Annotated in this window: 27 protein-coding genes; 19 read left to right on the forward strand and 8 right to left on the reverse strand. The window is 57.7% G+C overall.

Annotated elements, in window-relative coordinates:
* Positions 1-63: 63 nt before the first annotated feature.
* From GOW16_RS09495 to dusB, 3 genes are read right to left on the reverse strand one after another with little or no spacing between them, the layout of a single operon-like run.
* Positions 64-1,431 carry a response regulator gene (locus GOW16_RS09495; RefSeq protein ID WP_170413781.1) on the reverse strand — a complete coding sequence of 456 codons (1,368 nt, stop codon included), beginning with the start codon at positions 1,429-1,431 and terminating at the stop codon, positions 64-66.
* 45 nt (positions 1,432-1,476) lie between these two features.
* Positions 1,477-2,532, reverse strand: coding sequence for a two-component system sensor histidine kinase NtrB (locus GOW16_RS09500; protein WP_170413784.1), 1,056 nt, complete (start codon positions 2,530-2,532; stop codon positions 1,477-1,479).
* Positions 2,529-3,512 (reverse strand): tRNA dihydrouridine synthase DusB, encoded by a 984-nt coding sequence (gene dusB / locus GOW16_RS09505; RefSeq protein ID WP_170413787.1) that lies wholly within the window; start codon positions 3,510-3,512, stop codon positions 2,529-2,531. Before dusB ends, GOW16_RS09500 begins: the two co-directional genes overlap by 4 nt.
* 185 nt (positions 3,513-3,697) lie before the next feature.
* Here dusB and GOW16_RS09510 point away from each other — a divergent pair, with 185 nt between their 5' ends.
* The 6 genes from GOW16_RS09510 (at position 3,698) to GOW16_RS09535 (ending at position 9,675) form a co-directional block, all read left to right on the forward strand.
* Complete coding sequence (locus GOW16_RS09510) at positions 3,698-4,828, forward strand: bifunctional 2-C-methyl-D-erythritol 4-phosphate cytidylyltransferase/2-C-methyl-D-erythritol 2,4-cyclodiphosphate synthase (RefSeq protein ID WP_170413791.1); 1,131 nt, start codon at positions 3,698-3,700, stop codon at positions 4,826-4,828.
* A complete protein-coding gene (locus tag GOW16_RS09515) occupies positions 4,825-5,322 on the forward strand; it encodes a phosphatidylglycerophosphatase A family protein (protein ID WP_170413795.1) in 498 nt (165 codons plus the stop codon). Before GOW16_RS09510 ends, GOW16_RS09515 begins: the two co-directional genes overlap by 4 nt.
* Positions 5,319-5,801: a CinA family protein gene (locus GOW16_RS09520; protein WP_170413798.1), complete on the forward strand. Its 483-nt coding sequence runs from the start codon at positions 5,319-5,321 to the stop codon at positions 5,799-5,801. The genes GOW16_RS09515 and GOW16_RS09520 overlap by 4 nt, the downstream gene beginning before the upstream one ends.
* A gap of 154 nt (positions 5,802-5,955) precedes the next feature.
* Entirely contained in the window at positions 5,956-7,137 is a 1,182-nt protein-coding gene (locus tag GOW16_RS09525; RefSeq protein ID WP_170413803.1) for an ammonium transporter, read from the forward strand.
* Positions 7,138-7,279: 142 nt separating this feature from the next.
* Positions 7,280-7,960, forward strand: a complete 681-nt coding sequence (locus GOW16_RS09530) for an orotate phosphoribosyltransferase (protein ID WP_170413805.1) — start codon at positions 7,280-7,282, stop codon at positions 7,958-7,960.
* A 224-nt stretch (positions 7,961-8,184) separates the two neighbouring features.
* On the forward strand, positions 8,185-9,675 hold the full coding sequence (locus GOW16_RS09535) for a replicative DNA helicase (RefSeq protein WP_170413809.1): 1,491 nt from the start codon (positions 8,185-8,187) through the stop codon (positions 9,673-9,675).
* 3 nt (positions 9,676-9,678) lie between these two features.
* Here GOW16_RS09535 and GOW16_RS09540 read toward each other — a convergent pair whose 3' ends face one another.
* Entirely contained in the window at positions 9,679-10,218 is a 540-nt protein-coding gene (locus GOW16_RS09540; RefSeq protein WP_170413814.1) for a GNAT family N-acetyltransferase, read from the reverse strand.
* 230 nt (positions 10,219-10,448) lie between these two features.
* Between GOW16_RS09540 and alr the strand changes: the two genes are divergently transcribed.
* From alr to GOW16_RS09600, 12 genes are all read left to right on the forward strand, one after another.
* Positions 10,449-11,483 (forward strand): alanine racemase, encoded by a 1,035-nt coding sequence (alr, locus tag GOW16_RS09545; RefSeq protein WP_170413817.1) that lies wholly within the window; start codon positions 10,449-10,451, stop codon positions 11,481-11,483.
* Positions 11,480-12,262 carry an MlaE family ABC transporter permease gene (locus tag GOW16_RS09550; protein ID WP_170413820.1) on the forward strand — a complete coding sequence of 261 codons (783 nt, stop codon included), beginning with the start codon at positions 11,480-11,482 and terminating at the stop codon, positions 12,260-12,262. The genes alr and GOW16_RS09550 overlap by 4 nt, the downstream gene beginning before the upstream one ends.
* A complete protein-coding gene (locus tag GOW16_RS09555; protein WP_170413823.1) occupies positions 12,259-13,005 on the forward strand; it encodes an ABC transporter ATP-binding protein in 747 nt (248 codons plus the stop codon). The genes GOW16_RS09550 and GOW16_RS09555 overlap by 4 nt, the downstream gene beginning before the upstream one ends.
* Complete coding sequence (locus GOW16_RS09560) at positions 13,002-13,604, forward strand: hypothetical protein (RefSeq protein ID WP_170413826.1); 603 nt, start codon at positions 13,002-13,004, stop codon at positions 13,602-13,604. The genes GOW16_RS09555 and GOW16_RS09560 overlap by 4 nt, the downstream gene beginning before the upstream one ends.
* A gap of 96 nt (positions 13,605-13,700) precedes the next feature.
* Positions 13,701-14,153: a paraquat-inducible protein A gene (locus GOW16_RS09565; RefSeq protein ID WP_170413829.1), complete on the forward strand. Its 453-nt coding sequence runs from the start codon at positions 13,701-13,703 to the stop codon at positions 14,151-14,153.
* A 147-nt stretch (positions 14,154-14,300) separates the two neighbouring features.
* The gene (locus tag GOW16_RS09570; protein WP_170413832.1) at positions 14,301-15,083 is read left to right on the forward strand and encodes a DNA repair protein; all 783 of its coding nucleotides are present in this window, start codon (positions 14,301-14,303) and stop codon (positions 15,081-15,083) included.
* A gap of 120 nt (positions 15,084-15,203) precedes the next feature.
* Entirely contained in the window at positions 15,204-16,565 is a 1,362-nt protein-coding gene (gene radA / locus GOW16_RS09575; RefSeq protein WP_170413835.1) for a DNA repair protein RadA, read from the forward strand.
* Positions 16,566-16,605: 40 nt separating this feature from the next.
* Complete coding sequence (locus GOW16_RS09580) at positions 16,606-17,205, forward strand: CvpA family protein (protein WP_170413838.1); 600 nt, start codon at positions 16,606-16,608, stop codon at positions 17,203-17,205.
* A 171-nt stretch (positions 17,206-17,376) separates the two neighbouring features.
* Positions 17,377-18,045 carry an HAD family hydrolase gene (locus GOW16_RS09585; protein WP_170413840.1) on the forward strand — a complete coding sequence of 223 codons (669 nt, stop codon included), beginning with the start codon at positions 17,377-17,379 and terminating at the stop codon, positions 18,043-18,045.
* Positions 18,046-18,690: 645 nt separating this feature from the next.
* Positions 18,691-20,214, forward strand: a complete 1,524-nt coding sequence (gene purF, locus GOW16_RS09590; RefSeq protein WP_170413843.1) for an amidophosphoribosyltransferase — start codon at positions 18,691-18,693, stop codon at positions 20,212-20,214.
* Positions 20,215-20,494: 280 nt separating this feature from the next.
* Positions 20,495-20,743 (forward strand): hypothetical protein, encoded by a 249-nt coding sequence (locus tag GOW16_RS09595; RefSeq protein ID WP_170413846.1) that lies wholly within the window; start codon positions 20,495-20,497, stop codon positions 20,741-20,743.
* Positions 20,744-20,783: 40 nt separating this feature from the next.
* Positions 20,784-21,428, forward strand: a complete 645-nt coding sequence (locus GOW16_RS09600) for an SDR family NAD(P)-dependent oxidoreductase (protein WP_170413849.1) — start codon at positions 20,784-20,786, stop codon at positions 21,426-21,428.
* Between the two features lie 60 nt (positions 21,429-21,488).
* On the opposite strand, the gene GOW16_RS09605 is transcribed toward GOW16_RS09600, so the two are convergent.
* The 4 genes from GOW16_RS09605 to GOW16_RS09620 form a co-directional block, all read right to left on the reverse strand.
* On the reverse strand, positions 21,489-22,331 hold the full coding sequence (locus GOW16_RS09605) for an ATP-binding protein (protein ID WP_170413852.1): 843 nt from the start codon (positions 22,329-22,331) through the stop codon (positions 21,489-21,491).
* Positions 22,332-22,448: 117 nt separating this feature from the next.
* Positions 22,449-23,324, reverse strand: a complete 876-nt coding sequence (gene tatC, locus GOW16_RS09610; RefSeq protein WP_170413855.1) for a twin-arginine translocase subunit TatC — start codon at positions 23,322-23,324, stop codon at positions 22,449-22,451.
* Positions 23,321-23,779 (reverse strand): Sec-independent protein translocase protein TatB, encoded by a 459-nt coding sequence (gene tatB / locus GOW16_RS09615; protein ID WP_170413859.1) that lies wholly within the window; start codon positions 23,777-23,779, stop codon positions 23,321-23,323. Before tatB ends, tatC begins: the two co-directional genes overlap by 4 nt.
* Before the next feature lie 6 nt (positions 23,780-23,785).
* Positions 23,786-24,001 (reverse strand): twin-arginine translocase TatA/TatE family subunit, encoded by a 216-nt coding sequence (locus tag GOW16_RS09620; protein ID WP_170354368.1) that lies wholly within the window; start codon positions 23,999-24,001, stop codon positions 23,786-23,788.
* Positions 24,002-24,217: 216 nt separating this feature from the next.
* On the opposite strand from GOW16_RS09620, the gene GOW16_RS09625 reads away from it, so the two are divergent.
* Positions 24,218-24,526, forward strand: coding sequence for a hypothetical protein (locus GOW16_RS09625; RefSeq protein WP_170413862.1), 309 nt, complete (start codon positions 24,218-24,220; stop codon positions 24,524-24,526).
* The last annotated feature ends 2 nt before the right edge of the window (positions 24,527-24,528 follow it).

The raw sequence follows: 24,528 nt of genomic DNA on the forward strand, positions 1-24,528 counted from the left end.
TACCGCCATATCTCGTGGTCGTTGCCGGGCCTGTACCCGGATGCCACGCTTTGTGTGGCGATATTACATCAGTTTGCGTCGACGTGTCACCTGAATATCGAGTTCAGTGATTTTTTTACGAAGCGTATTCCTGTTGATCCCCAGCAAATCCGCACATTTCGCCTGATTTCCGCCGGTTGCGTCCAACGCTTGCTCGATCAGTGGAGCCTCAACCTCTCGCAGAATGCGTTGATACAAGCCCGGAGGCGGCAATAAATTGCCGTGCAAATCGAAATAGCGGCGTAAATGACGGGCGACAGAGGCCGAAAGTTTTTCACGCTCACCGCCGCCCAGAATCGGTTCGGCTTCGGGTTGGCTGCCCAAAACCATCTCAACCTCGGACTTCGAGATTTCTTCAGCCCGGCTGGTCAGGCTCAGACGCCGGATTGCGTTTTCAAGCTGCCGAACGTTTCCGGGCCAGGAGTATCGCCGTACCAGTTCTACGGCCTCGGGGCTGAGCCAGCGCTTTGTGCCGTGTTCGCGCTCTTCTCGTGCGAGGAAATGGTCGGCAAGCAGAGTGATATCGTCCACCCGTTCCCGCAGAGCAGGCACATGGATCGTTGCACCGCACAGCCTATAATACAGATCCTGACGCACGCGCCCGCTCTCCATGGCCTCGGTCAGATCAGATTGGCTGGTCGCCATGAAGCGCGGGACATGATCGCTGGGCGTGTCCATCATCCGGACAATACGCGCCTGCACCTCATCCTCGATATCAGCGATCTCATCAATCAGCAGAGTACCGCCGCGAACCCTTGCCATAACGCGAGCAGGCCCTTCGAGGTCACGCAGGTCGCCGGCGGTTGCGGTGACAAAGGGCAGCGTGCGCCGATCCGAGAAATCGTGAATGGCCCGTGCGATCAAAGACTTGCCGGTGCCACTTTCACCAGAGATCATGACGGACAAGTCCGTATTCATCACCCGCGCCACAAGCCTGTAAAGCGCTTGCATCACCGCAGTTCGCCCAACCAGCGGCAATTCCTCCGGCCGGTCTTCCGCAGGCACCACCGCGTCGGCCTGCACGCGTTGCTTTTGTTCCAAAGCTCGTGCAGTCCGCTTCATCAGGTCCGGCAGATCAAATGGCTTGGGCAGATAGTCATATGCATCCGCTTCTGCCGCCTGAATAGCGGTCATGATGGTGTTCTGTGCTGAAATCACGATGACTGGCAGCCCCGGACGGTCCTGCGCGATCTTGGGCAGCATCTCGAGCCCATTGCCATCCGGCATGACCACGTCCGAGATAACAACGTCCCCTTTGCCCTCGCCAACCCAGCGCATCAGAGTTGTCAGCGAGGATGTCGCATGCACCTTGCACCCGGCCCGTGTCAGGGCCTGGGTCAGAACGGTTCGAATTGTCCGATCGTCATCTGCGACAAGTACTGTGCCATCCATCGTTGCTCTCCTTACTTTCTCTGCCCGGCTGGTCCGCCTCAGGTTTCACCGCGGTGCTCGCCTGAGGGACAAACGAAATACTGTGTGTCCCGGAACCGACTCGGCCAAAATCCAGCCGTCATGGTCCGAGATGATTTTACTGACCAGCGCCAGCCCAAGGCCGGTGCCGTTTTCCTTGCCCGACACAAACGGATCGAAAATGTCGCTGCGGATTTTCTCTGGTAGCCCCGGACCGTCGTCGATGATTTCGATCTGCAGCGGAAGGGAATGCCCCGAACCGTCACTGCGACGAAGGCGGAAGGAATGCTCAAAATAAGTGCGCAGACGGATTGTCCCGCCTTTGGGAGACGCCTCGGACGCATTCTTGAGCAGGTTCAGGACCACCTGCAAAAGCTGATCCGGGTCACCATAGGCCATTGGCAGCGATGGATCGTAGTCCTCGATAATCGTCATATGCGCGCCAAATCCCAGCAGTGCCGAGCGCCGCGCGCGGTCCAGAACGTCGTGAATATTAACCGGTTTGAAATCAGGCTGGGACAGGTTTCCAAACTGCTCAACCTGCTCCAAAAGCTTCACGATCCGGCGGCTTTCGGCCACGATAAGATCTGTAAGTTCAAGATCTTCCTGACTGATATTCATACTCAAAAGCTGCGCGGCCCCGGTAATCCCTGCCAGCGGGTTCTTGATTTCATGCGCCAGCATCTCGGCCATGCCAATCGCGGATTGGGCGGCTGACTTCACTGTGTTTCCGCGCGTCATCCGTCCGGCCAGTTCGCGCGGTGAAATGGTCATGATCATTGACCCCGGATGCCCAAGCAGCGGTGCAATCTGCAGAGCGCATTGCAACGGAGCCCGGTTGCCCGACCCGACATCCACATCATTCACAAACAGCGGAGTGCCCTGCTCGCGTGCGCGCAGAAACGCTTCTTCCAGCGGGGCATCAACTGCGATCTGGTCCCAAACCGGGTGACCGATGACCGCCTTGCGGGATGCGTTCAGAAATCCCTCTCCGGCGGAATTCACATCTGAGATCCGATCATCAGAATCAATGATGAATGCCGGAACAGGAAGCGAGGCCCAGATGCTTTGATCCGAGTTCATGCCGCTGCCTCCGTATTTCCACCCAACGCATCGCCCAACAGGCGCAACACCTCGGCGGTGTCCCTTGAGGTCAGCACTGCACGGCGCAAGGTTGCCGGGGTCACGGCCTCATCCATGTACCAACCCAGATGCTTGCGCGCCACACGCAGGCCCAGATCGGTGCCGTAGAAGGCCAGCATCGCCTCATAGTGGCCGCGCACCATGTCGATCAGGTCGGCATTGGCAGGAACCGCTGGTGCCTGTGTTCCATACAAGTCGTGGCAGATTTGAGCCAACAACCACGGCTTCCCCTGCGCCCCGCGTCCAACCATGACGCCATCCGCGCCAGATTGATCCAAAGCCGTGCGTGCCGCATTGGAGCCCACGATATCTCCGTTCGCGATCACAGGAATCGAGACCGCCTCTTTCACCGAGCGGATCGCCTGCCAGTCTGCATGCCCCTTGTAGAACTGGCATCGCGTCCGACCGTGGATCGTGACCAGTTGGACGCCCGCGTCCTGAGCCCGACGCGCCACGTCTGGCGCGTTCAGCAGGTTGTCATCCCAGCCCAGTCGGGTTTTCAGAGTGACCGGGACATCAACGGCCTCGACCACCGCCTCGATCAGCGTCAGCGCGTGATCCGGCGTTTTCAACAGCGCCGAGCCGGAATAACCGTTTGTCACTTTCTTAGCTGGGCACCCCATGTTGATGTCGATCACCCGTGCCCCACGATCGGCCACCTGACGCGCCGCTTCGGCCATCCAATGCGCATCGCGCCCGGCCAGTTGAACGGCGGTGTTTTCGACGTCGGCAGACAACTCGGCCCGTTCCCGCACCCCCGGTTTGGCCTGCACCATCTCCTGACTGGCGACCATTTCACTTACGACCATGCCTGCGCCAAAGCGCATCACCAGATCGCGGAACGGTCGATCAGTGATCCCCGCCATCGGGGCCAACATGACCGGCGGGTTCAGGGTTTTGTCAGCGAGTTGCAGAGTCAACGTGCTTAATCCTTGGGCAGTTGCGACTTAGATATCGAATTCGGCGCATATGAACAACAAAACTGAGGGAAACAAGCCTGCAAAATCATCACCTGCCCATTTTTTAGGCAACTTGACGCGGGTGATTGCCTCTACATTCACCGCAGCTTAAACACTGCGCTCAAATCACCGGAGAATTCGCCTAAATGACCACCGCCGCCATCATCGTCGCCGCAGGACGCGGACTGCGCGCCGGGGGCGGCATGCCCAAGCAATGGCGCCCCCTTGCCGGGCGTCGGGTTGCGGATTGGACGATCGACCGGTTCCGTAGGCAGGTCGACCATATCGTTCTGGTCCTGTCCGAGGATGACCAAAACGCATGGGATGAGTTTTCCGGCTCGGATCTTCTGCTGGCAATAGGTGGCCGTGATCGCGCTGGATCGGTGCGGAATGGGCTTGATGCACTTGCCGACCTTGGGGTCGAGCATGTCTTGGTTCACGATATCGCCCGCCCCTGCGTCAGCCGCCGGGCCATTCAGGACGTACTGGCGGCCCTGATCCGGCATGAAGCTGCGGCCCCTGGCCTGGCAGTCACAGATGCGCTTTGGACCGGCGATGGAGCCGTCGTAACGGGAACGCAGGACCGAGCCGGTCTTTTTGCAGCACAGACCCCGCAGGGCTTTCATTATGACGCGATTGTTGCGGCACATGCCGCCCATCCCGGCGGCGCAGCGGACGATGTCGAGGTCGCCCGTGCTTCAGGCATGGACGTGGCCATTGTGCCCGGCGATGCGGACAACATCAAAATCACTAGGCCCGAGGATTTTGACCGGGCGGAACGCATATTGAGGACCGATATGGATGTAAGATTGGGCAACGGATACGACGTGCATCGGTTCGGCGACGGGGATCATGTGATCCTGTGCGGCGTCAAGGTTCCGCATGATCGGGGCCTTCAGGGTCACTCAGACGCGGATGTTGGCATGCACGCCGTAACCGACGCGATCTATGGCGCGCTGGCACAGGGCGATATCGGCCAGCACTTTCCGCCATCGGACCCACAATGGAAAGGCGCGGCAAGCGAGATCTTCCTGCGCCACGCGGTCGAGCTGGCCGGGCAGATGGGCTACAGCATCTCAAACGTCGATTGCACGCTGGTTTGTGAGTATCCCAAGATCGGCCCTCACGCGCCTGCAATGCGCGAAGAAATGGCCCAGATCATGGGGTTGCGCGACGATCAGGTCTCGGTCAAGGCGACCACGTCTGAACGTCTGGGCTTTACCGGGCGCAGTGAAGGCATCGCCTCGCTCGCCACAGCTTGTCTGGTGAAATCATGACCGCCGCGCGCCTGATCGGAACTGTTTGCGGCGTCGGATATCTGCGCCCCGCGCCCGGAACCTGGGGATCGCTGGCCGCCCTGCCCTTGGCTTGGGGTCTGCATACGCTGGGTGGGTTTCCCTTACTGGTCATCGCCACTGTTGCCGTTTTTGTTGCCGGCCTTTGGGCCACCAAGGTGATGACCGCAGGGCAGGACGATCACGACCCGTCCGAAATCGTCATCGACGAGGTTGCCGGACAGTTCATCGCACTCTGGGCTATTTCCTACCCCTCTTGGGCGCATGGGATTGATATCACCGCCCTTTGGCCCGGCTGGATCGCGGGTTTCCTTCTGTTTCGCTTGTTCGACATCACCAAACCCGGCCCTGTCGGTTGGGCGGACCGCAAGGGTGATGCGATGGGGGTGATGCTGGACGATGTGATTGCAGGCGTTTTTGCCGGGATCGGTATTTTGATCCTTGCTGTTATCTCACACGGGGTTCTGGGCCTGTGACCGTTGCGGACCTGCTTGACCGCGCCAAGGCGCAAGGTGTGATGATCGCTACAGCCGAAAGCTGCACTGGCGGTATGGTCGCCGCTGCGCTGACGCATATTCCAGGCAGTTCGGCCGTGGTGGATCGCGGTTTTGTCACTTACACCAATGATGCTAAGCAACAGATGCTGGGCGTAAATGCCGAGACTCTGGAAACCCATGGCGCTGTGTCCGAAGAAGTCGCGCTGGAGATGGCAGAGGGTGCATTGAAGAACTCGCAGGCCCAACTGACCGTTTCGATCACCGGCATCGCAGGCCCCGGCGGATCTGAATTCAAGCCAGAAGGCCGCGTTTGCTTTGGGCTCGCTGCCGACGGGCAGAAGACAAAGACCGAAACGGTCGAATTCGGGGCGTTGGGACGTGACAAGGTCCGCATTGCGGCCCGCGATCATGCCCTGAACCTGCTGTCGCACGGCATTTCGTTGTTCGCTCAAAAATAAAGCACTCTGTACCTTTTGACGCCCATTTAATCATCGGTTGATAAAAGGCCCTTAAAACAGGCACCCAAAACCACCTCTGCCTCTTTTTTCCCCGCCCTCTCTCCGCTTCAACGCCAGCTACGCAAGCTGAAGACGCCAAAGAGGAGACCGGCTGATGAATGGAGCCGATACTGCCTGGATCATAGTTGCAACCGCACTGGTCCTATTCATGACATTGCCGGGCCTCGCCCTGTTCTACGGCGGCCTTGTGCGCGCCCGAAACGTGCTGAGCGTTTTCATGCACTGCTTCTCAATCGCCTGTTTGATGAGCATCCTGTGGTTGGTCGCCGGATACTCGATCGCATTTGGTGACGGAGGCTCGGGCCTGTGGGGCGGTCTTGGCAAAGCCTTCCTGAACGGGGTCGATGCCGACAGCCTGTCGGGCACACTGCCCGAGGTCCTGTTCTTTGCCTTCCAAATGACCTTTGCGATCATCACCCCGGCTCTGATTATCGGCGCATATGTCGAGCGTGTGGGCTATGGCTTTGTGATGATCTTCTCGGGCCTGTGGATGCTGCTGTGTTACGCACCGGTTGTCCACTGGATCTGGGGTGGCGGCATCCTGACCGATGGCGGAATTTTGGGTGAGATCGGCGTCCGTGACTTTGCCGGTGGTATCGTAGTGCATGAAACCGCAGGTCTGGCAGCGCTGATCATCGCCGTGGTGCTTGGCCCGCGCCGCAATCGCACGACGCCGCCGCATAACCCCGGCTATGTCATGATCGGTGCCGCGATGCTGTGGGTCGGCTGGTTCGGCTTCAATGGCGGCTCGCAATTGGCAGCCGACGGTGGGGCGGCGATGGCGCTGACTGTCACGCATATTTCGGCCGCGACCGCATCGCTGACGTGGGCGCTATACGAACGTATCAAATACGGAAAAGCCTCGATGGTGGGCCTGGTCACCGGCACGATTGCGGGTCTGGCCTCAATCACTCCTGCCTCGGGCTATGTCGATCCAGTTCAGGCGCTGATCATCGGTGCCGTGGCGGGCGTGCTATGCCAAGAGGCCGTCAACGTCGTTCGCAACATGCTGAACATCGACGACACGCTGGACGTTTTCGCGGTGCACGGTGTCGGTGGCATTTTCGGCACCATCATGATCGCCGTCTTCGGTTTGGGCGCATGGACCGCGCAGCTTGGCGGGCTGGTGATTGTGGGTGCCTTTACGGCAGTTGTCACATTTGTGTTGATCAAGGTGGTTGCGCTGATCACCCCGCTTCGCGTAGACGCAGAAACCGAAACAAACGGGCTCGATCTGTCGGTACACGGAGAACGCGCCTATGACATGAGCAGCTAAGCCCACCTTGGCTGCCTTGTGCCCGCAAGGGCAAAAGCGGACCTCTGCGTGAGGTCCGCTTTTCTTTTACGCGCACCCTCTCGACTCTGGGTCGCAGGACGGGCTATCAGCCCGCAATGCCATTCAGCCCAGAGGTACCGTTATGATCCCCAGTTCATTCCCCGACAGCACCGAGATTGCCCGCCTGACCGCGCGGATGCTGCTGGAGATCGAGGCCGTCCACTTCAATTCCCGCGAGCCGTTCACATTGGCCTCTGGTCTGCCCAGCCCGACCTATATCGACTGTCGCAAGCTGATCTCTTACCCGCGCATCCGGTCGACCCTGATGGATTTCCTGACTGTCACCGTAATGCGTGACGCGGGCTTTGAGGCGTTCGACAACATCGCGGGCGGTGAGACTGCGGGCATTCCATTCGCCGCAATGGTCGCAGAGCGTATGGCGCTACCGATGACCTATGTCCGCAAAAAACCCAAAGGGTATGGCCGCAACGCCCGTATCGAAGGCGCGATGAGCGAGGGCGAGCGTGTGCTGCTGGTCGAAGATCTGACCACCGATGGCGGCTCTAAGCTGTCCTTCGTAGATGCCATCCGCGAAACCGGCGCCACATGCGGGCATACGGCGGTGATCTTCTATTATGGCATCTTCCCCGAGACCGAAAAAACACTGGGTGATCACGGTGTCCGACTACATCACCTATGCACATGGTGGGATGTTCTGGCCGAGGCGAAAGCACAGAAAGCCTTTGATCAGGAAACACTTGAGGGTGTTGAAGCCTTCCTGAAAGACCCGCGGGGCTGGCAGGAAGCAAATAAAACCACGTAAACCTCTTGTGGACAGATTGGGGATAAGTCTCGAAGAATCGGTCGCCGGGCCACGATATCTGGTGACTTTTCCCACAATTCCTACATAATGAGCTACGCACATGCAGGCATCCAAACTGTTTGGAAAGTTATCCCAAGGCTTTATCCATAGTTAGCCACAGGTATTTCCAGATAGCCGAGATAGCCTTGACGCGTGTAAAGAACACCGTGGGCAGCGGGGACAATATGAACGAGATCAGCAGTATCGAACAGGCAGTGGCTCAGATTCAGAGCGCAGAAACCATGCCGCATTCCATTGAAGCCGAACAACAGCTTCTGGGTGCGATTCTGACCAACAACGATCTGTATGATCGCGTGGCGTCGATCATCGGGGCCGAGCATTTCTACGACCCGGTCCACGCCCGCATCTATGAAGTTGCGGCCACGCGCATCGCCAAGAACGCGCTGGCCTCGCCCGTGACGCTGAAATCCTTCATGGCCGAGGATGAAGGCCTGAAGGAACTGGGCGGTCCCGCTTATCTGGTCAAATTGGCTGGTGCTTCGATCAGTGCCTTTGCCGTGCATGACTATGCCCAGATGATCTATGACCTCGCCATTCGTCGCGAGCTGATCCGGCTGGGTCGGGATATCTCGGACAAGGCGGCGCGGGTCGATGTCAGCAGCGAGCCAAAAGAACAAATCGTCGAGGCCGAGCAGCAGCTTTATCAGTTATCCGAGCAGGGCCAGACCGAACAGGGATTTCAATCCTTCCTCAAGGCGGTCACAGAAGCCGTCAACGTCACCAACGAAGCATATCAGCGCGGTGGCGGCATGGCAGGGATTTCCACCGGTCTGGCCGACTTGGACAAACAGCTTGGCGGATTGCACCCGTCTGACCTGATCATTCTGGCAGGTCGTCCGTCGATGGGGAAAACCTCTCTGGCGACCAACGTGGCGTTTAACGTGGCCAAGGCCTACAAGCGCGGGCTTAAACCGGATGGCACCGAAGGTGCGATTGACGGCGGTGTCGTTGGGTTCTTTTCACTCGAGATGAGCGCGGAACAGCTGGCTGGACGTGTTCTGGCCGAAGCGTCCGAGATTTCGTCTCACAAAATCCGTCAGGGTGACATGACCGAGGCCGAGTTTCGTCGCTTTGTCGACGCAGCCAAAGAACTGGAAGCCTGCCCCCTGTTCATTGACGACACGCCTGCCCTGCCGATCTCGCAATTGGCGGCGCGGGCACGCCGTTTGAAGCGGACACATGGCCTTGACCTGCTGGTCATCGACTATCTGCAGCTTTGCCGGGGTATGGCCGAGAACCGCGTCAACGAAATCGCCGAGATTTCGATGGGGATGAAAGCCATCGCCAAGGAACTGAATATCCCGGTCATCGCGCTGTCGCAGCTGTCCCGTCAGGTCGAAAACCGCGACGACAAACGCCCGCAACTGTCCGACCTGCGGGAATCGGGCTCGATCGAGCAGGACGCCGACGTTGTGATGTTTGTATTCCGCGAAGAATACTACAAAGAGCGTGAAAAACCCGGCGATCACGAGCTGGAAAAGATGGAAGAGTGGAAGCAAGCGATGGAACGTCTGCACGCCAAGGCCGAGGTCATCGTCGGCAAGCAGCGTCACGGCCCCATCGGCACGGTAGAACTATCGTTCGAGGCGCAGTTCACCCGCTTTGGCAACCTCGTCAAACCCTGGCAACAGGACGGTCAAATCGAAGGGTATTGACCCTTACCAAAGCTCGGGCCGATTGAACGCGCTGACACAGCAAGACGACCCTTTGAAAGGAACCATCTCTGTCCCGGTCAAAGATTGCCCCAACCACCCATGCGGGTGGCTTAGGGGCAACGGCGCACGGGCGAATTCTTCGTTTATTGGCTGAAACCCGGTTTTGCTATAGTAGCCCGGATCCCCATAAGTGAAGGCAAAATCAACCTCGTGGCGGCGTAGAGCGTTCAATCCGAATCCAATCAGTTTCCGCCCAATACCGGCCCGTTGCCGATCAGTTTTGACGGCAACCGGTGACATCAGAAACACCAATCGCGGATCCTGATCAAAGCGCAGTCGCGAAAACAGGATGCAAGCCTGCACTTCGGGACCGTCATGAGCGATGGCTGCAATCAGGTCGTCGTCAGGCGTTGTGGCCAGAAGATCCGAGACCAACGCGCCAATCACTGCACCCTCTGCATTGCTTTCCGAAGCCGCAAAAACCTGCCTGAAAAAGTCTGGCAGATTGTTCGCCCAGCCTTTTTTCTCTGTCGTAAACTCCACGGTGATCTCTTTCTAATCTCTCTTGGGTCTGTACGCGGCTCAACGATCCCACGCAAACGCCCGCAGTTGAACATAAGGCGGACACAATACCGTTGCGCGGGCGAGCTTATCCTCTTTTTTCGCCAATGCCTTGCGCGACAGGCCGGAACTTGCCCAAGTTCCAGCCTAAGATTGCAATAATCACAGTAAACCCCCTTGACCTGCCGTGATCCAATGTCATGAACGGTGCCATGAGTACCGCACGTTTGACGATCAATCTTCAAGCGCTGGCCAGTAACTGGCGCGCGCTCGATGCGAAAACGGATGTCGAAACCGGCGCCGTGGTAAAAGCCGACGCTTACGGCCTGGGGGCCGAGCCAGTGTCCGCCACCCTGGCCGAGGAAGGCGTTCGCAAATTTTTTGTGGCAGTGGCCGAAGAAGGCGTCGCCGTGCGCAAGGCCATCGGCCCCGGACCGATGATCGCCGTATTCTCGGGTCATATGGAAGGCGACACCGACCTGCTGCGCGATCACGATCTGACGCCGCTGATCAACGCGCCCGAGCAATTCCAGCGCCACCAACAGGCGCTTCCGGATCACCCCTTTGGCATCCAGTTGGACAGCGGCATGAACCGGCTGGGCCTAGAACCTGCGGACTGGGCTGAACTGCGCCCAAAGGCCGAGGCGCTGAACCCGGTCGTAATGATGTCGCACCTGGCCTGCTCGGATGAACCCGATCATCCGATGAATCGCCAGCAGCTTAAGGCGTTCCGCGAGATGACCGACGGCACCGCCGCGCCGCGCTCGCTGGCGGCCACGGGCGGTACGTTGCTTGGCCCGGATTTCCACTTTGATTTCTGCCGCCCTGGCGTCGGCCTATACGGCGGCATGCCTTTTGCGGACGCGAAACCTGTTGTGACAGTCGACCTGCCGGTCATCCAAGTCCGTGCTGTCGAAGTTGGTGAATCGGTCGGATACGGCAACAGCTGGACCGCTCGCCGCCCTTCACGTATCGCGACGGTTGCGGCAGGATATGCCGACGGTTTGCACCGGGCCATTGGAGGCGGCATCGACGCATTTTCCGGCAGTCAGCCCTGCCCGGTTGTCGGGCGCATCTCGATGGATTTGATCACGGTCGATGTCACCGACCTGCCTGAAGACCCGGAACGCCTGCGTATCCTTAATGGCCACCAAACGGTCGATGATCTGGCCGAGGCTGCAGGCACCATTGGCTATGAAATCCTGACGTCGCTGGGCGCGCGTTACTCCCGGGGATACGTGGAATGAACCCTTTGGCCGCGCTGGGTGGATTGGGCCGCGCTGTCCTGACGCTGTTTGCCAATTTCGGCAAGGTGGCGATCTTTGCGCTGGATGCGATCTCGCACATTTTTCGCCCGCCCTATTACCCGCGCGAGTTCGCGGTCGCCCTGATGAATGTCGGCTGGTTGTCACTGCCGGTTGTAGGCCTGACCGCCATCTTCACCGGCGGTGCGCTGGCCCTGCAAATCTATGCTGGCGGCGCGCGATTCAATGCCGAGGCGGTGGTGCCACAGATCGTCGCCATCGGCATGGTGCGCGAGCTTGGGCCGGTGCTGGTCGGCCTGATGATCGCCGCGCGTGTGACCTCGTCCATCGCAGCCGAAATCGCGACCATGAAAGTGACTGAGCAGATTGACGCGCTGGTCACCCTGTCGACCCACCCGATGAAATACCTGACCGCCCCCCGCGTTCTGGCGGCCCTGATCACCGTGCCTATTCTGGTCGGGATCGGAGATATCATCGGCATCGCAGGCGGCTATGTGGTCGCAACGGAAAACCTGGGCTTCAACGCGGCGACATACCTGCTGAACACGGTCAATTTCCTTGAGGTCAAGGACATCGTGTCGTCGCTGGTCAAAGGCGCTGCGTTTGGTCTGATTGCGGCAGTCATGGGCTGCTACTACGGCATGAACTCGGGCCGCGGTGCGCAAGGTGTGGGCCGGGCCACCAAGTCCTCGGTCGAATCCGCCGCGATCATGATCCTGGCTGCCAACTTCATTCTCACAGGGGTGTTCTTCTCGGTATGATCAGGATGGAGAACGTAACAAAAGCCTTTGGCGACAATCAGGTTCTGCAAGGCATGAGCCTTGAGATCCCCAAAGGCACCTCGATGGTTATCATCGGTGGATCGGGCACCGGGAAGTCGGTGGCTTTGAAGTGTATTCTCGGCCTGATCAAACCGGACAGCGGCATGATCTACGTGAACGGCAAGGACGCCACAAAAGGCGACCGCGATAAGTTCCTCGCCCGTTTCGGAATGCTGTTTCAGGGCGCGGCCCTGTTCGACTCCCTGCCCGTCTGGCAGAACGTCTCATTCCGCCTGCTGCGCGGCCCGTTGAAGCGCCCCGCCGAATACGCCCGCGAAATCGCCATCGAAAAACTGCGCCGCGTTGGGCTGAAATCCGATGTGGCTGACCGATTTCCGTCCGAACTGTCGGGCGGCATGCAGAAGCGTGTGGGACTTGCTCGCGCCATCGCGGCCGAGCCCGAGATCATTTTCTTCGACGAGCCCACTACCGGCCTCGACCCGATCATGTCCGGCGTCATCAACGACCTGATCCGCGAGATCGTGACCGAGATGGGCGCCACCGCGATGACCATCACCCACGACATGAGTTCCGTCCGCGCGATTGCCGACAACGTGGCCATGCTGCACGGAGGCGTCATCCAATGGACCGGCCCGGTTGGGCAGATGGATGCCTCGGGTGATCCCTACGTGGAGCAGTTCATCAGCGGGAGTGCGGAGGGGCCGATTGAGGCGGTGCGGTGACTGAACCCATTGAGGAAATAGTAGATTTTTTTGACTACGCCGACGCATATTTTTCGGCGTGTAAGACACTATTTCCTGAGCAGCATTGGGCAAAAAGTGTAAAGGAATACTCGGATCACAAAGATCGTGTATTTCGTGTCGGGCCAGTTTACCAAAACGTAGGTCTAGCAACCGAGTTAACATTTAAGACAGCGTTACTACTAGCTGGCCATTCAAAAGAAAAAATAAAGAACCTAGGGCACAACTTGGAGAAACTACTTAGCCAAGTTCGAGAAACCAGGGACTTAGAAAAAGTTGAGAAAACCGCTTTTGAGGCCGCTCGCATTGTTGGACCGCCCGATGGAATGCTGCGACGTCTGGAAGACATGGGTCAATCACCACATAAGTGGTATTTCTTGGACACTCACATCCTTTCGCTGAACAGCAATTACAGCTTATTTAAAATGCAAAACGGTGAAAACCACGAAGAGAAATTTAGGGCACGCTACCCAGCTAAAGACCGAGTTTACAGGGAGGTTTGCGTTGAGGCAGTTTTGGCAGGAATCGACACTTTGCTGTCAGAAGTGCAAGTTGAATTGAATAAAAAACTCTCAAAGTAGGGAAGTGAAACGCTGTCGCGCACTTTAGGAGTGCATAGTTCGCATAATCGAAGCCGCATTCAGCTCAAAATTTGCTTGCCCAAGGTGCTCTAACTCGTGACCCTCCGCTTCGCCACTCTCTCGCTCCTGATCCTCTACCCCATCGCATGGTTCGCCCCGCTGATGCGCGCGGGTCTGCTGCCAATCTTCGGCCTCAGCGAGATCAGCGTCATCACCGGTCTGCAATCTCTGTGGAAGTCGGACGTCTTCCTGGCGCTGATTGTCACCATCTTCGCCCTGTTTGCTCCTTACATCAAAACCATCGGCACTGCCCTGATCCAGTGGGACCTGCTGGACCCGCGTGTGCAACCTGCGCTGAATATCCTCGGTAAACTGGCCATGGCCGACATTTTCCTCATCGCGCTTTACATCACATTGGCGAAGGGAATCTCCTACGCGACCATTGAAACTGCGTGGGGTCTTTACCTGTTCACGGCCTGCATTCTGGCCTCGATCGCATTGGGCCACATTACCGAAATGACACGCAGATCACGAAATTCTCAGAGCTAATTGATTGAAAACGTTTATCTGAGTATCATCTTAGTATTTCGAGCAGTAAATTTTTGTAGTTTCGGTCCTGAGCGGATCATTCTGTGTGTTTTAGGTGTTCCCCGCTTTGGGCCGGTGTGTTCCGGTTTCAAAAGGAGTTCGTCTAAGATGACTGCCCTCCATAACATTACATTGCAATTTCAAAATGCCTTTTTACGACTGACTTTTTTCCTCATTTGCACTGCGGCCCTTTTCTCGGTCGGCGCGTGTCTTCTGTCCGCTTTGGGGGTTCTGCCTTGGCTGTCCATGCAGGCCGGTTTCGGCAACGGCCCGGTTGTGGATGCTGGCATGTATATCCAGATCGGTCTGACGGTGCTGATTCTCATGCTGGCCTTCTATCTGCCCGCAAATGCGCGGATGATGGCGCTAGAAACATCACATCGTAAGTTCTCGCTGAACATGCATGACGTGTCGCACGCCTATCAACTGGCTCATACGGCGGATCGTGGCGATACGTTTCTGATGTCCTCCGAATTCGACGCAGTAAAAGAAAGAATGGCCTTTTTGCGCCACCACCCCGACCTGCAATCGCTCGAACCCGAAGTTTTGGAACTGGCGGCGCAAATGAGCCATATCAGCCACGAGCTGGCTGAAACCTATGGCGATGCCCGCGTGAACCGCGCGCGCACGTTCCTGCAACAGCGCCAGGAAGAGATTGAGCTGTTCCAGAAGCGGATAGAAGAAGCCCAAGTCATTCAGCATGAACTGCGGCAATGGACCCACGACATTGAGATGGAAGAAACCATCGCAAAATCGCAATTGACCCGTCTGCGCGATGAACTTTTCGAGCTGTTGCCCGAATTGTCGGCGCAGCTGCAACCGCCCAGTGTTGAACGCGATTCAAAGAAATCGAGCGTCATTGCGATGTCGCCGCCCCGCGCCGCGGAATAGGCGCGACAGCGCCCGCCGGGGACGATGGCCCATCGGGCCTGAGGACACGGCGCGCCACCGGCGGCGATGAGAGCCCTGCAAGGGCTTGAAGAACCGCCCGTCCTCGGGCACCAAGGCCGAATGGCAAAGACAACTTTCTCCTGCTCGGCCTGTGGCGCAACGCATTCCCGGTGGTCCGGGCGATGTGACGGCTGCGGGGAATGGAACACAATCGCGCAAGACGTGCCTCTTTCGGCTGGCCCTGCAAAGAAATCCCTCGGCGGCAAACGTGGCCAGTCCATCGCACTCACGGACCTGTCGACCGAGGAAACACCACCGCCGCGCACCTTGTGCGGCGTAGAAGAGCTGGACCGCGTTTTGGGTGGCGGTCTGGTCCCGGCCTCGGCCCTGTTGGTTGGGGGCGATCCGGGTATTGGCAAATCGACGTTGCTGTTGCAGGCCGCAGCCCGGTTTGCACGTGCGGGCGTCAAGACGATCTACGTGTCCGGCGAAGAAGCCAGCGCACAGGTACGCATGCGTGCGCGGCGTCTGGGGCTGGAGGACGCCCCGGTGCAGCTGGCCGCTGAAACCAACCTGCGGGACATTCTGACGACGCTGGAGGCCGAGAAACCCGGGCTGGCTATTATCGACTCGATTCAGACCATGTGGGCCGACAACGTGGACAGCGCGCCGGGCTCGGTGTCACAAGTACGTGCCGCGGCACATGAATTGACCACGTTTGCGAAACGACACGGCGTTTCGGTCATCATGGTCGGCCACGTCACCAAAGAGGGCCAGATCGCAGGCCCCCGTGTCGTCGAACATATGGTGGACACCGTGCTTTATTTCGAAGGTGAGCGCGGCCATCAGTTTCGCATTCTACGCGCCGTCAAGAACCGCTTTGGCCCGGCAGATGAGATCGGCGTGTTCGAGATGACGGGCAAAGGGCTGGCACAAGTGACCAACCCATCGGCCCTGTTTCTGTCCGAGCGCGGCACACCCAGCCCCGGATCGGCAGTCTTTGCCGGAATCGAAGGTACACGCCCCGTTCTGGTTGAATTACAAGCACTTGTGGCGCCTTCCCCTCATTCGCAACCGCGCCGTACCGTTGTTGGTTGGGACAGCGGTCGACTGGCGATGATCCTCGCCGTACTCGAAGCGCGCTGCGGCATCCCTTTTGCGGGTCTCGATGTCTACCTCAACGTCGCTGGCGGCTTGAAAATCGGTGAACCCGCTGCGGATCTGGCCGTTGCCGCAGCCCTGCTGAGTGCCCGAGAAGACACAGCCCTGCCCGCAGATACCGTTGTTTTCGGAGAAATCTCGTTATCTGGGGCACTTAGACCGGCCCCGCAGACAGAAAACAGGTTGAAAGAAGCCCAAAAACTTGGTTTCACATCGGCAATCGCTCCGGCGGGCGGCAAAACCGGTACTGTGGCAGGTCTGACACTCACCCGACCCTCTGATTTGGTTGGGTTTGTTGGCGAAACCTTCGGAGCAGGTTAAGGTCGCGCCCTGAGGGGCAGAAAAAGAACAGGCGAGGGCCATGGAAGGTTTTACAATAATTGACGGGGTCGTTGCCCTGATCATCGTCGTTTCGGGCATTCTTGCCTATTCGCGCGGCTTCTTACGTGAGGTTCTGGCCATCGCTGGCTGGGTCGCGGCCGCGGTGTTGGCATTTATCTTTGCACCTCAGGCCGTGCCACTGGTCAAAGAGATCCCGGTGGTCGGAGATTTCCTGCGTGACAGCTGCGAATTGTCCGTCATCACGGGTTTTGCTGCGGTCTTTGCAATTGCTTTGATCGTCGTCAGCATCTTTACCCCCCTGTTCTCGTCCATTGTGCAGCGATCTGCATTGGGTGGCCTGGATCAGGCACTTGGCTTTTTCTTCGGCATCGCCCGCGGCATCCTGTTGGTTGCCATCGCCTTCTTTGTCTACGACACGGTGATGACGGGTCAGTCCTACACGATCGTTGACGAAAGCCGTTCGGCCAAGGTGTTCGAACAGTTCAGCGACAAGATCGAAGAACAGAACCCCGAAGCGGCCCTTGGTTGGGTGACCCGCCAATACGAAGAACTGGTCGCCAGCTGTGCCGAAGGTTCCGCACCTTCCGAAGAGCTGACAGCCCCCTCAACGACAGAATAAACAGACGTCAGAATAAGACAAAGCCCGGCATCAGCCGGGCTTTTTTTTCGCTGCTGCGGGATGGAGACGCACTGCGAAGAACGTCTGCGGTGAGCCCATTGTGTGCATCCTGATTGATCTTGATTGGTCCGTGCGCAAAAAAGATGACATTCATCAATGAAGAGTTGTTCAATGCCTCTGCCTGCGGTCATTTTCGACATGGACGGCCTCCTACTAGACACAGAGAAAGTCTGCCTTGACTGCTTTGTAGATACGCGGCGAGCTTTCGCGTTGCCCGACAGTCCGGACACATTTCTCGACTGTGTTGGGCTACGAGGAGAAAAACCTGAGCAGATTATTCGTGACAGTCTCAGAGGGGCCGTCAGCTTTGAGGAATTCAACCGAGAATGGGACCGACGCATCGATACTGCAATGGCACTCAAAATTCCAACAAAGCTAGGTGCATTGAAGCTGATCCAAGTGCTTGCCAATAAAGGTCATTCATTGGCGGTTGCTACATCAACGAATACTGATAGAGCCAGCAGTCAGCTAGAGCGATCAGGCCTTTTGATGTACCTTGATTGCGTCATTGGTGGCGATAAAGTTGAAAGGCATAAACCAGACCCGGAAATATTCCATATGGCCGCTGCACGGTTGGGTTTTGACGCCAACGACTGCATTGCCTTTGAGGATAGCGAAACAGGTACACGCGCTGCTTTAGCGTCAGGTGCACGAACCGTGCAGATACCCGACTTGATCGCCCCATCCAACGATTTGAAGGCAATGGGCCATTTGATTGCCTCAAACCTCATAGAGGGAGCGATAGGTGTCGGCCTTTTGACTTCTTCGGACACATACTGAGGGTCAGCAAAGTCCGCACAACGTTCCTTGGGTCAGTTTTCCTGCTTAAGATACAGCAGCGTCACACAAACCCTTCGCCTGCACAAATAGTGCATCGGATCGTTTTCAATCCAAAACAGCCATCGCAGCGATTGAATATCGGTTTTCCGTGAATGTCGCGGCTTTTGACGACTTCTCCCGATCCGTTACAGATCTGGCAAGGTGCCCGCCCCATGCCTCTGCAGCGGTGGCACCGACGCTTAACAGGTTCTTCTTTCTTACTTCCTTGTTTGTGCTGCCACATGGCGGGTATCCAATCGAACTTTAGTCATTGCTGAAACACTGGTTACGCCCACCATGACACCACATGCCTGCGGCCCCTGTCACCTTTTCTTGTAGTTTTTTGGCAAAATCCGCATGCGTCAAATCGCGAATGTGATCCTTTGATGACACAGGCGCGCTAAGGCATTATGTGAGTGGCGAACTGACATGGAATCGGAGCTGCCGATCTTGCTGTATCTGTTTTCTTACGCGCTTGCCCTTGCGACGCTGGCGTGTTTGCGCCCCGATCCGGTCGGGCGACAATGCGTACAGATACAGCCGTGCAGGCCTTCCGACCCGCAAACCTAATCAACATAAACACGTCATGGAAATTGGAGCCCGTACATGTGTGGCATTTTAGGGATCGCAAGCAGGACGCATGATGTCTTTGCGGAAATCTATGACGGGCTGTTGATGTTGCAGCACCGGGGTCAGGATGCCTCGGGGATCGTGACCTATACCGGTGAGTTCTTCCGCGAGAAAAAGGCCAACGGGCTGGTCAAGGACGTGTTTAACTCCAACGACGCCGAGACGCTGCTGGGACAAATCGGCATGGGGCATGTGCGTTATCCAACGGCAGGATCGCTGAGCGCGACCGAGGCCCAACCGTTTTTTGTGAACGCACCCTACGGGATCTATTTGGTCCATAACGGTAATATTACTAACACTGCCGAACAGCGTGAAAAGGTGACGGCCAAGTACAGCCGCCATCTGCGCACCACGTCAGATTCCGAGATTCTGCTCAACGTTCTGGCCGACAAAGTGGCCGATGCCATCAAGGTCAACGGCAACGCCGAGCCGATCCGAAACCTCTTTGCCGGTGTGAAGATGACGATGGAGCGTGTTCAGGGCGCCTATTCGGTGATCTGTCTGGTGGCTGGCGTTGGCATGCTGGCCTTCCGCGACCCCTATGGCATTCGTCCCTTGTCCGTTGCTAAGCGCGATGTGGATGGCGATGGCGACGATTACGCATTTGCCTCCGAAGACGTGGCGTTCGGCATCAATGGCTTTGAAAAGTTGCGTGATGTGAAACCGGGTGAGGCAATTCTGATTGACCTTGACGGCAATATGCACACGTTCCAGGCGGTCGAAGGTCAGCTGACACCGTGCATCTTCGAGTACGTGTATCTGGCCCGTCCGGACTCGCTGCTGGACGGTGTCTCGGTCTACAAGACTCAGATGCGCATGGGCCAGACACTGGCGCGCCAGATCGAGGCGGCGGGCCTTGAGATCGACCGCATCATCCCTGTTCCCGACAGCGCCCGCCCCGTGGCGCTGGAGGTCGCCAAGGCGACCGGCATTCCCTATCGCGAAGGTCTGGTGAAGAACCGCTATGTCGGGCGCACATTCATCATGCCTGGTCAGGAAGAGCGGCAGAAATCCGTGCGCCGCAAATTGAACGCGGTTCCCTTGGAATTCAAAGGCCACAATGTGCTTCTGATCGACGATTCCATCGTGCGTGGCAACACCATCAAGAAAATCGTTCAAATGTGCCGCGAGGCTGGTGCCAAGAAGGTCTTCATCGCCAGCGCCTCGCCGCCGGTAAAGTTCCCCAATGTCTATGGTATCGACATGCCCACGAAGCATGAGCTGATCGCCAATGGTAAAGAGATTGAGGAAATCCGGCAGGAGCTGGGCGCGGACGCCTTGTTCTATCAACATCTCGACGACCTGATCTGGTCGGCCAAGGAAGGCAACCCGGAGATCGAGGCCTTCGATTGTTCGTGCTTTAACGGTGACTACATCACTGGAAGCGTCAGCGAAGACTATCTGGACAGCCTTGAGAACAGCAGCCGGGTCAGCAAGAAAAAGCAGGATATGCAGGTGCCCGGCGGGTCCTGGAATGCGGCCAAATTGGCGTCCGGCTAAGACTCCTCCAGCGCGTTCAACCGCGAATCAAATTTTGGTTCTGGCCCGTTTCGCAAACGCGATGCGGGCCTTTTTTTGGCGCAGACTACGTCTGATCGGACAGTATCCGCGCACAACTTTTCGATGAAGAAACCGCAATTGCAAGGGCTTCGGTGATGCAGATTTTCGTTACGCCAAGGCACATTCCCTGCCCCTTTTTTTCAGCTACATCGTTTGATAGCCCCTCGGACAAATCACTCGCTAAACAAGGGGTCGGGTCGACGTGACCGGGCCGGAAATCATGTCAAACGCCAACGTCAAAAGCGCGGCCACGCAGAAGGGCGCGTTGAAGAAGAATTCCGTCTCTGTTCTGGGTGTCTTTGGCTCGAAAACTGATATGCGCGCGCTGGTCCGCCTGTCGTCGGGCCGTGTCAAAGAGGTCAAACCCGGCAGCCGCGTGTCCTCGGGCACCGTGATTGCCATTGATAACGAAGGCGTCATGCTGCGACAAAGCGGCCAGACCAAGCGGATCGTGATCCCCGGCAGCTAATCTGCTTGACGCCCTGCGCGCTTGGGTTCAAACCGCCCTTATGACCGATCAGACCAAAATTGCCCTCATCACCGGGGCCTCGCGTGGTTTGGGCGCTGCCCTGGCCGAAGCTCTGGCGCCCGAGTATCACATCGTCGCCGTTGCCCGCACCACGGGCGGGCTGGAAGAGCTGGATGACCGCATCAAGGCCAAAGGCGGTGCGGCTACGCTGGCTCCGATGGATATTGCCGACCCGAACGCTATGGCCACGCTCTGCCGGGGCATTCATGACCGTTGGGGTAAAGTTGATCTTTGGATGCACACTGCGGTCCACACCTCGGCCCTGACGCCTGCGCATTTCGTGGACCCCAAGGAATGGACGAAAGCGGTCAATATCAATGCAACAGCGACGTCAGTTCTGATCCCCTATATCGCGCCTTTGCTAGGCGACAGCGGGCATGCCGTGTTTTTTGACGACCCCAAGGCCGGCGAAAAGTTTTATGGCATCTACGGCGCGACCAAGGCGGCGCAGTTGGCGCTTGCCCGCAGTTGGGCGGTGGAGACAGAACGCACAGGTCCGCGCGTGTCGATCATTGAACCCGCGCCGATGCCCACGGCCGTGCGCGCAAGGTTCCATCCCGGCGAAGACCGCGATGTTTTGGCTAGCCCGGCGGATGAGGCAGCGCGAATTCTGACGCTGTTGTAGAAATGGCCCGTTGGGCCATGCCTCCGGCGGAGATATTTCTGGCCCGATGAAGCGGGCGGGTCAGGCGATATGGACACCGTTACGCCCAGCCAGATCGACGAAGAATTGCCATGCCACCCGGCCCGAGCGCGCGCCACGTGTTGCCTGCCATTCAATAGCTTCGGCGCGCAGGGTGTCTGCATCGACAGACACACTATAGGCGGCGCAATAGCGGTCGATCATCGCAAGGTATTCATCCTGATCGCAAGGGTGGAAACCCAACCACAGGCCGAACCGGTCCGAGAGTGAGACTTTTTCTTCAACCGCCTCGGACGGGTTGATCGCGCTGGAGCGTTCGTTTTCGATCATATCCCTCGGCATCAGGTGGCGGCGGTTCGAAGTAGCGTAGAAGACGACGTTTTCCGGTCGGCCCTCGATGCCTCCGTCCAGCACTGCCTTGAGCGATTTGTAATGCTGGTCATCGTGGCTAAAGGACAGGTCATCGCAGAACAGAGTGAATCGATGTGGCGCTGCGCGCAGGTGGTTCAGCAGGCGCGCTACTGAACCCATGTCTTCGCGTTGAAGTTCGACCAGTTTGAGGTCGGGAAACTCGGATTGAAGGGTGCCATGAACGGCTTTGACCAGGCTGGATTTGCCCATACCCCGTGCGCCCCACAGCAACGCATTGTTGGCCTTGTAACCAGCCGCAAAACGGCGCGTGTTATCCAGCAACGTATCGCGAGATCGGTTGATACCAACCAGTAGCTCAAGATCGACGCGGTTGACCTGCGCGACGGGCTCAAGCCGATCCGGCTCCACGTGCCAGACAAACGCCGGGGCCGCCGCGAAATCGGGCGCAGCCAGAGGGGCTGGTGCCATACGTTCCAGCGCGTCAGCGATGCGGTTCAAGGCTTGATCGTCCATAGGCTCCTCCGGTCGTTCTTGCGGGGTTCAAACCATGTTCCGTCAAAGGCAACAAGAGCCGGAAACAAAAAAAGACGCGCCACAAAGGGCGCGCCTGATTGATACCAGCAGAGAGGGTTACTTACTTTCTTCCTCCTGAATAATCTCTTCATCAGCCTCTTCTTCGTCGTCGTAGTAGCCGTCAGCACGCAGCTGTTCCTCGCGCTTTTTCTCGACGCGTGCGACCAGGAAGATCGAGACCTCGTACAGCCCATAGACAACCACAAACAGGATGACCTGTGTGATCACGTCCGGCGGTGTCACCAGCGCGGCCAGAACCAGAATGGCAACCACCGCGTATTTACGCACAGCTCCCAGACCTTCGGCCGTGACCAGCCCAGCCTTACCCATCAGCGTCAAGAGGACCGGAAGTTGGAAGCAGAGGCCAAAGGCCACGATGAACTTGATCGTCAGGTTCAGGTATTCTTGGGCAGAGCCCTGGAACACGACGCTCAGCGGTGCTGTGGCGGTGCCGTCAACTACTGCCTCTCCTTCTGCTCCGAACTGCTGAAAGCCAAGGAAGAAGTCGTAAGCCAAGGGTGTGACTACATAGAAGGCAAAGCTCGCCCCCAGCAGGAACATAAATGGCGATGCCAGCATGAACGGCAGGAACGCGTTCTTCTCCGACCGGTAGAGGCCCGGCGCTACGAACCGCCACATCTGCATCCCTATGTAAGGGAACGCCAGAATGAAGCCGCCCAGAAGCGAGACTTTGATGGCGACGAAGAAACCTTCCTGCGGCGAGATGAAGATCAATCCACAATCCTGCCCGCGCTCGGCCAATACTTCGCACAATGGATTTGTCAGGAAGTTAAACAGCGGCGTGGCAACGGTGAAACAGATTATCATCCCGATCAGGAATGCCACGACGCAATGGATCAGCCGGGTGCGTAGTTCCGCCAGATGCTCGATCAACGGGGCCGAGCTGTCTTCGATCTCGTCGGTATTGCTCATGTCTTGCTTTCAGTATTCAGCGCAGCTTCGGCTTCTTCAGCCTTGGCCAGCGCATCCGCAGCTTCTTTGGCCTTGCGCTCGGCAGCGGCACGCGCGGTCGAGGCCTGGATCTTCTTGGCCTGCTCAGCACGTTCGGCAGCCAGTTTACCGGTCTCGCTGTCAGGGTCGAATTTGGTCGGGTCCATGCTGCGGGCCATTTCCTGCGCAGCTTCTTTCACGCCGTCCATGGCCGTGTTCACAGGATTGGTGGCCGCATTCAGACCCTTCTTGATCTCGCTCACACCGGCCTGATCCGCTGCCTCGTTCATGGCGCTGCTGAATTCGCGCGCCATGCCACGGGCCTTGCCGACCCAGCGGCCAACGTTGCGGAACAGCACCGGCAGATCCTTTGGCCCCACAACGATCAGGGCAACAACGCCGATGACCAGAAGCTCGGTCCAGCCCAGATCAAACATCTGCGCTTAGGCCTTGTCTTTGTCGGTCTCGGGGGTGACGTCTTTCGCCATCTCTGACGCGTCCTGCTCCAGCTCGTCTGCGCCTTCTTTGACACCTTTTTTGAACGATGTGATGCCTTTGCCCACTTCGCCCATCAACGAGCTGATTTTACCGCGACCAAACAGCACCAGCACCACGACGGCGATCAGCAGAAGACCGGGAAGGCCGATATTGTTGAGCATGTTTCTTCTCCTTTGAAGTCGGCGCGCTGCGCCGGGAATGTGATCTGCGTCTGTGTTTACGCGCGGGTGGCCCTTCGCAAAAGCGTGTCAGTGCGGTTCCGCCCGCAAAATTGAACGGATCACGCATTTTTTGAGGACTCGCATTTTTCAACTGACAGGTTTATGTCAGTTGCTAAGTCATAAAACGAACCTGTCTCAACGAAACAGGAGCGTCACGTGACACAAATCGCAGAAACCGTAACCTTCAAACTCGCGGCTGAAGTATCAGAGGAGGATTTCGTGAACATCATGAAAGGCACAGAATCTTTTGTTCGGAACGCCGATGGATTTGTCTTCCGCCGCCTCAGCTCGGGTGAAGACGGGCTTTGGACCGACACTGTTATCTGGGCTGACATGGATTGCGCTCAGGCCGCCGCAGCCGCCTTCCCCAAGCAGGATTTCGCCCCTGCCGTAATGGCCGCAATTGCACCGGACACTGTGATCATGCGCCATGATGCGATCCATTGGACCATCGAAGCGTCATGACC

The organism is Ruegeria atlantica, assembly GCF_013033965.1.
In the GTDB taxonomy this organism is placed as follows: domain Bacteria; phylum Pseudomonadota; class Alphaproteobacteria; order Rhodobacterales; family Rhodobacteraceae; genus Ruegeria; species Ruegeria atlantica_D.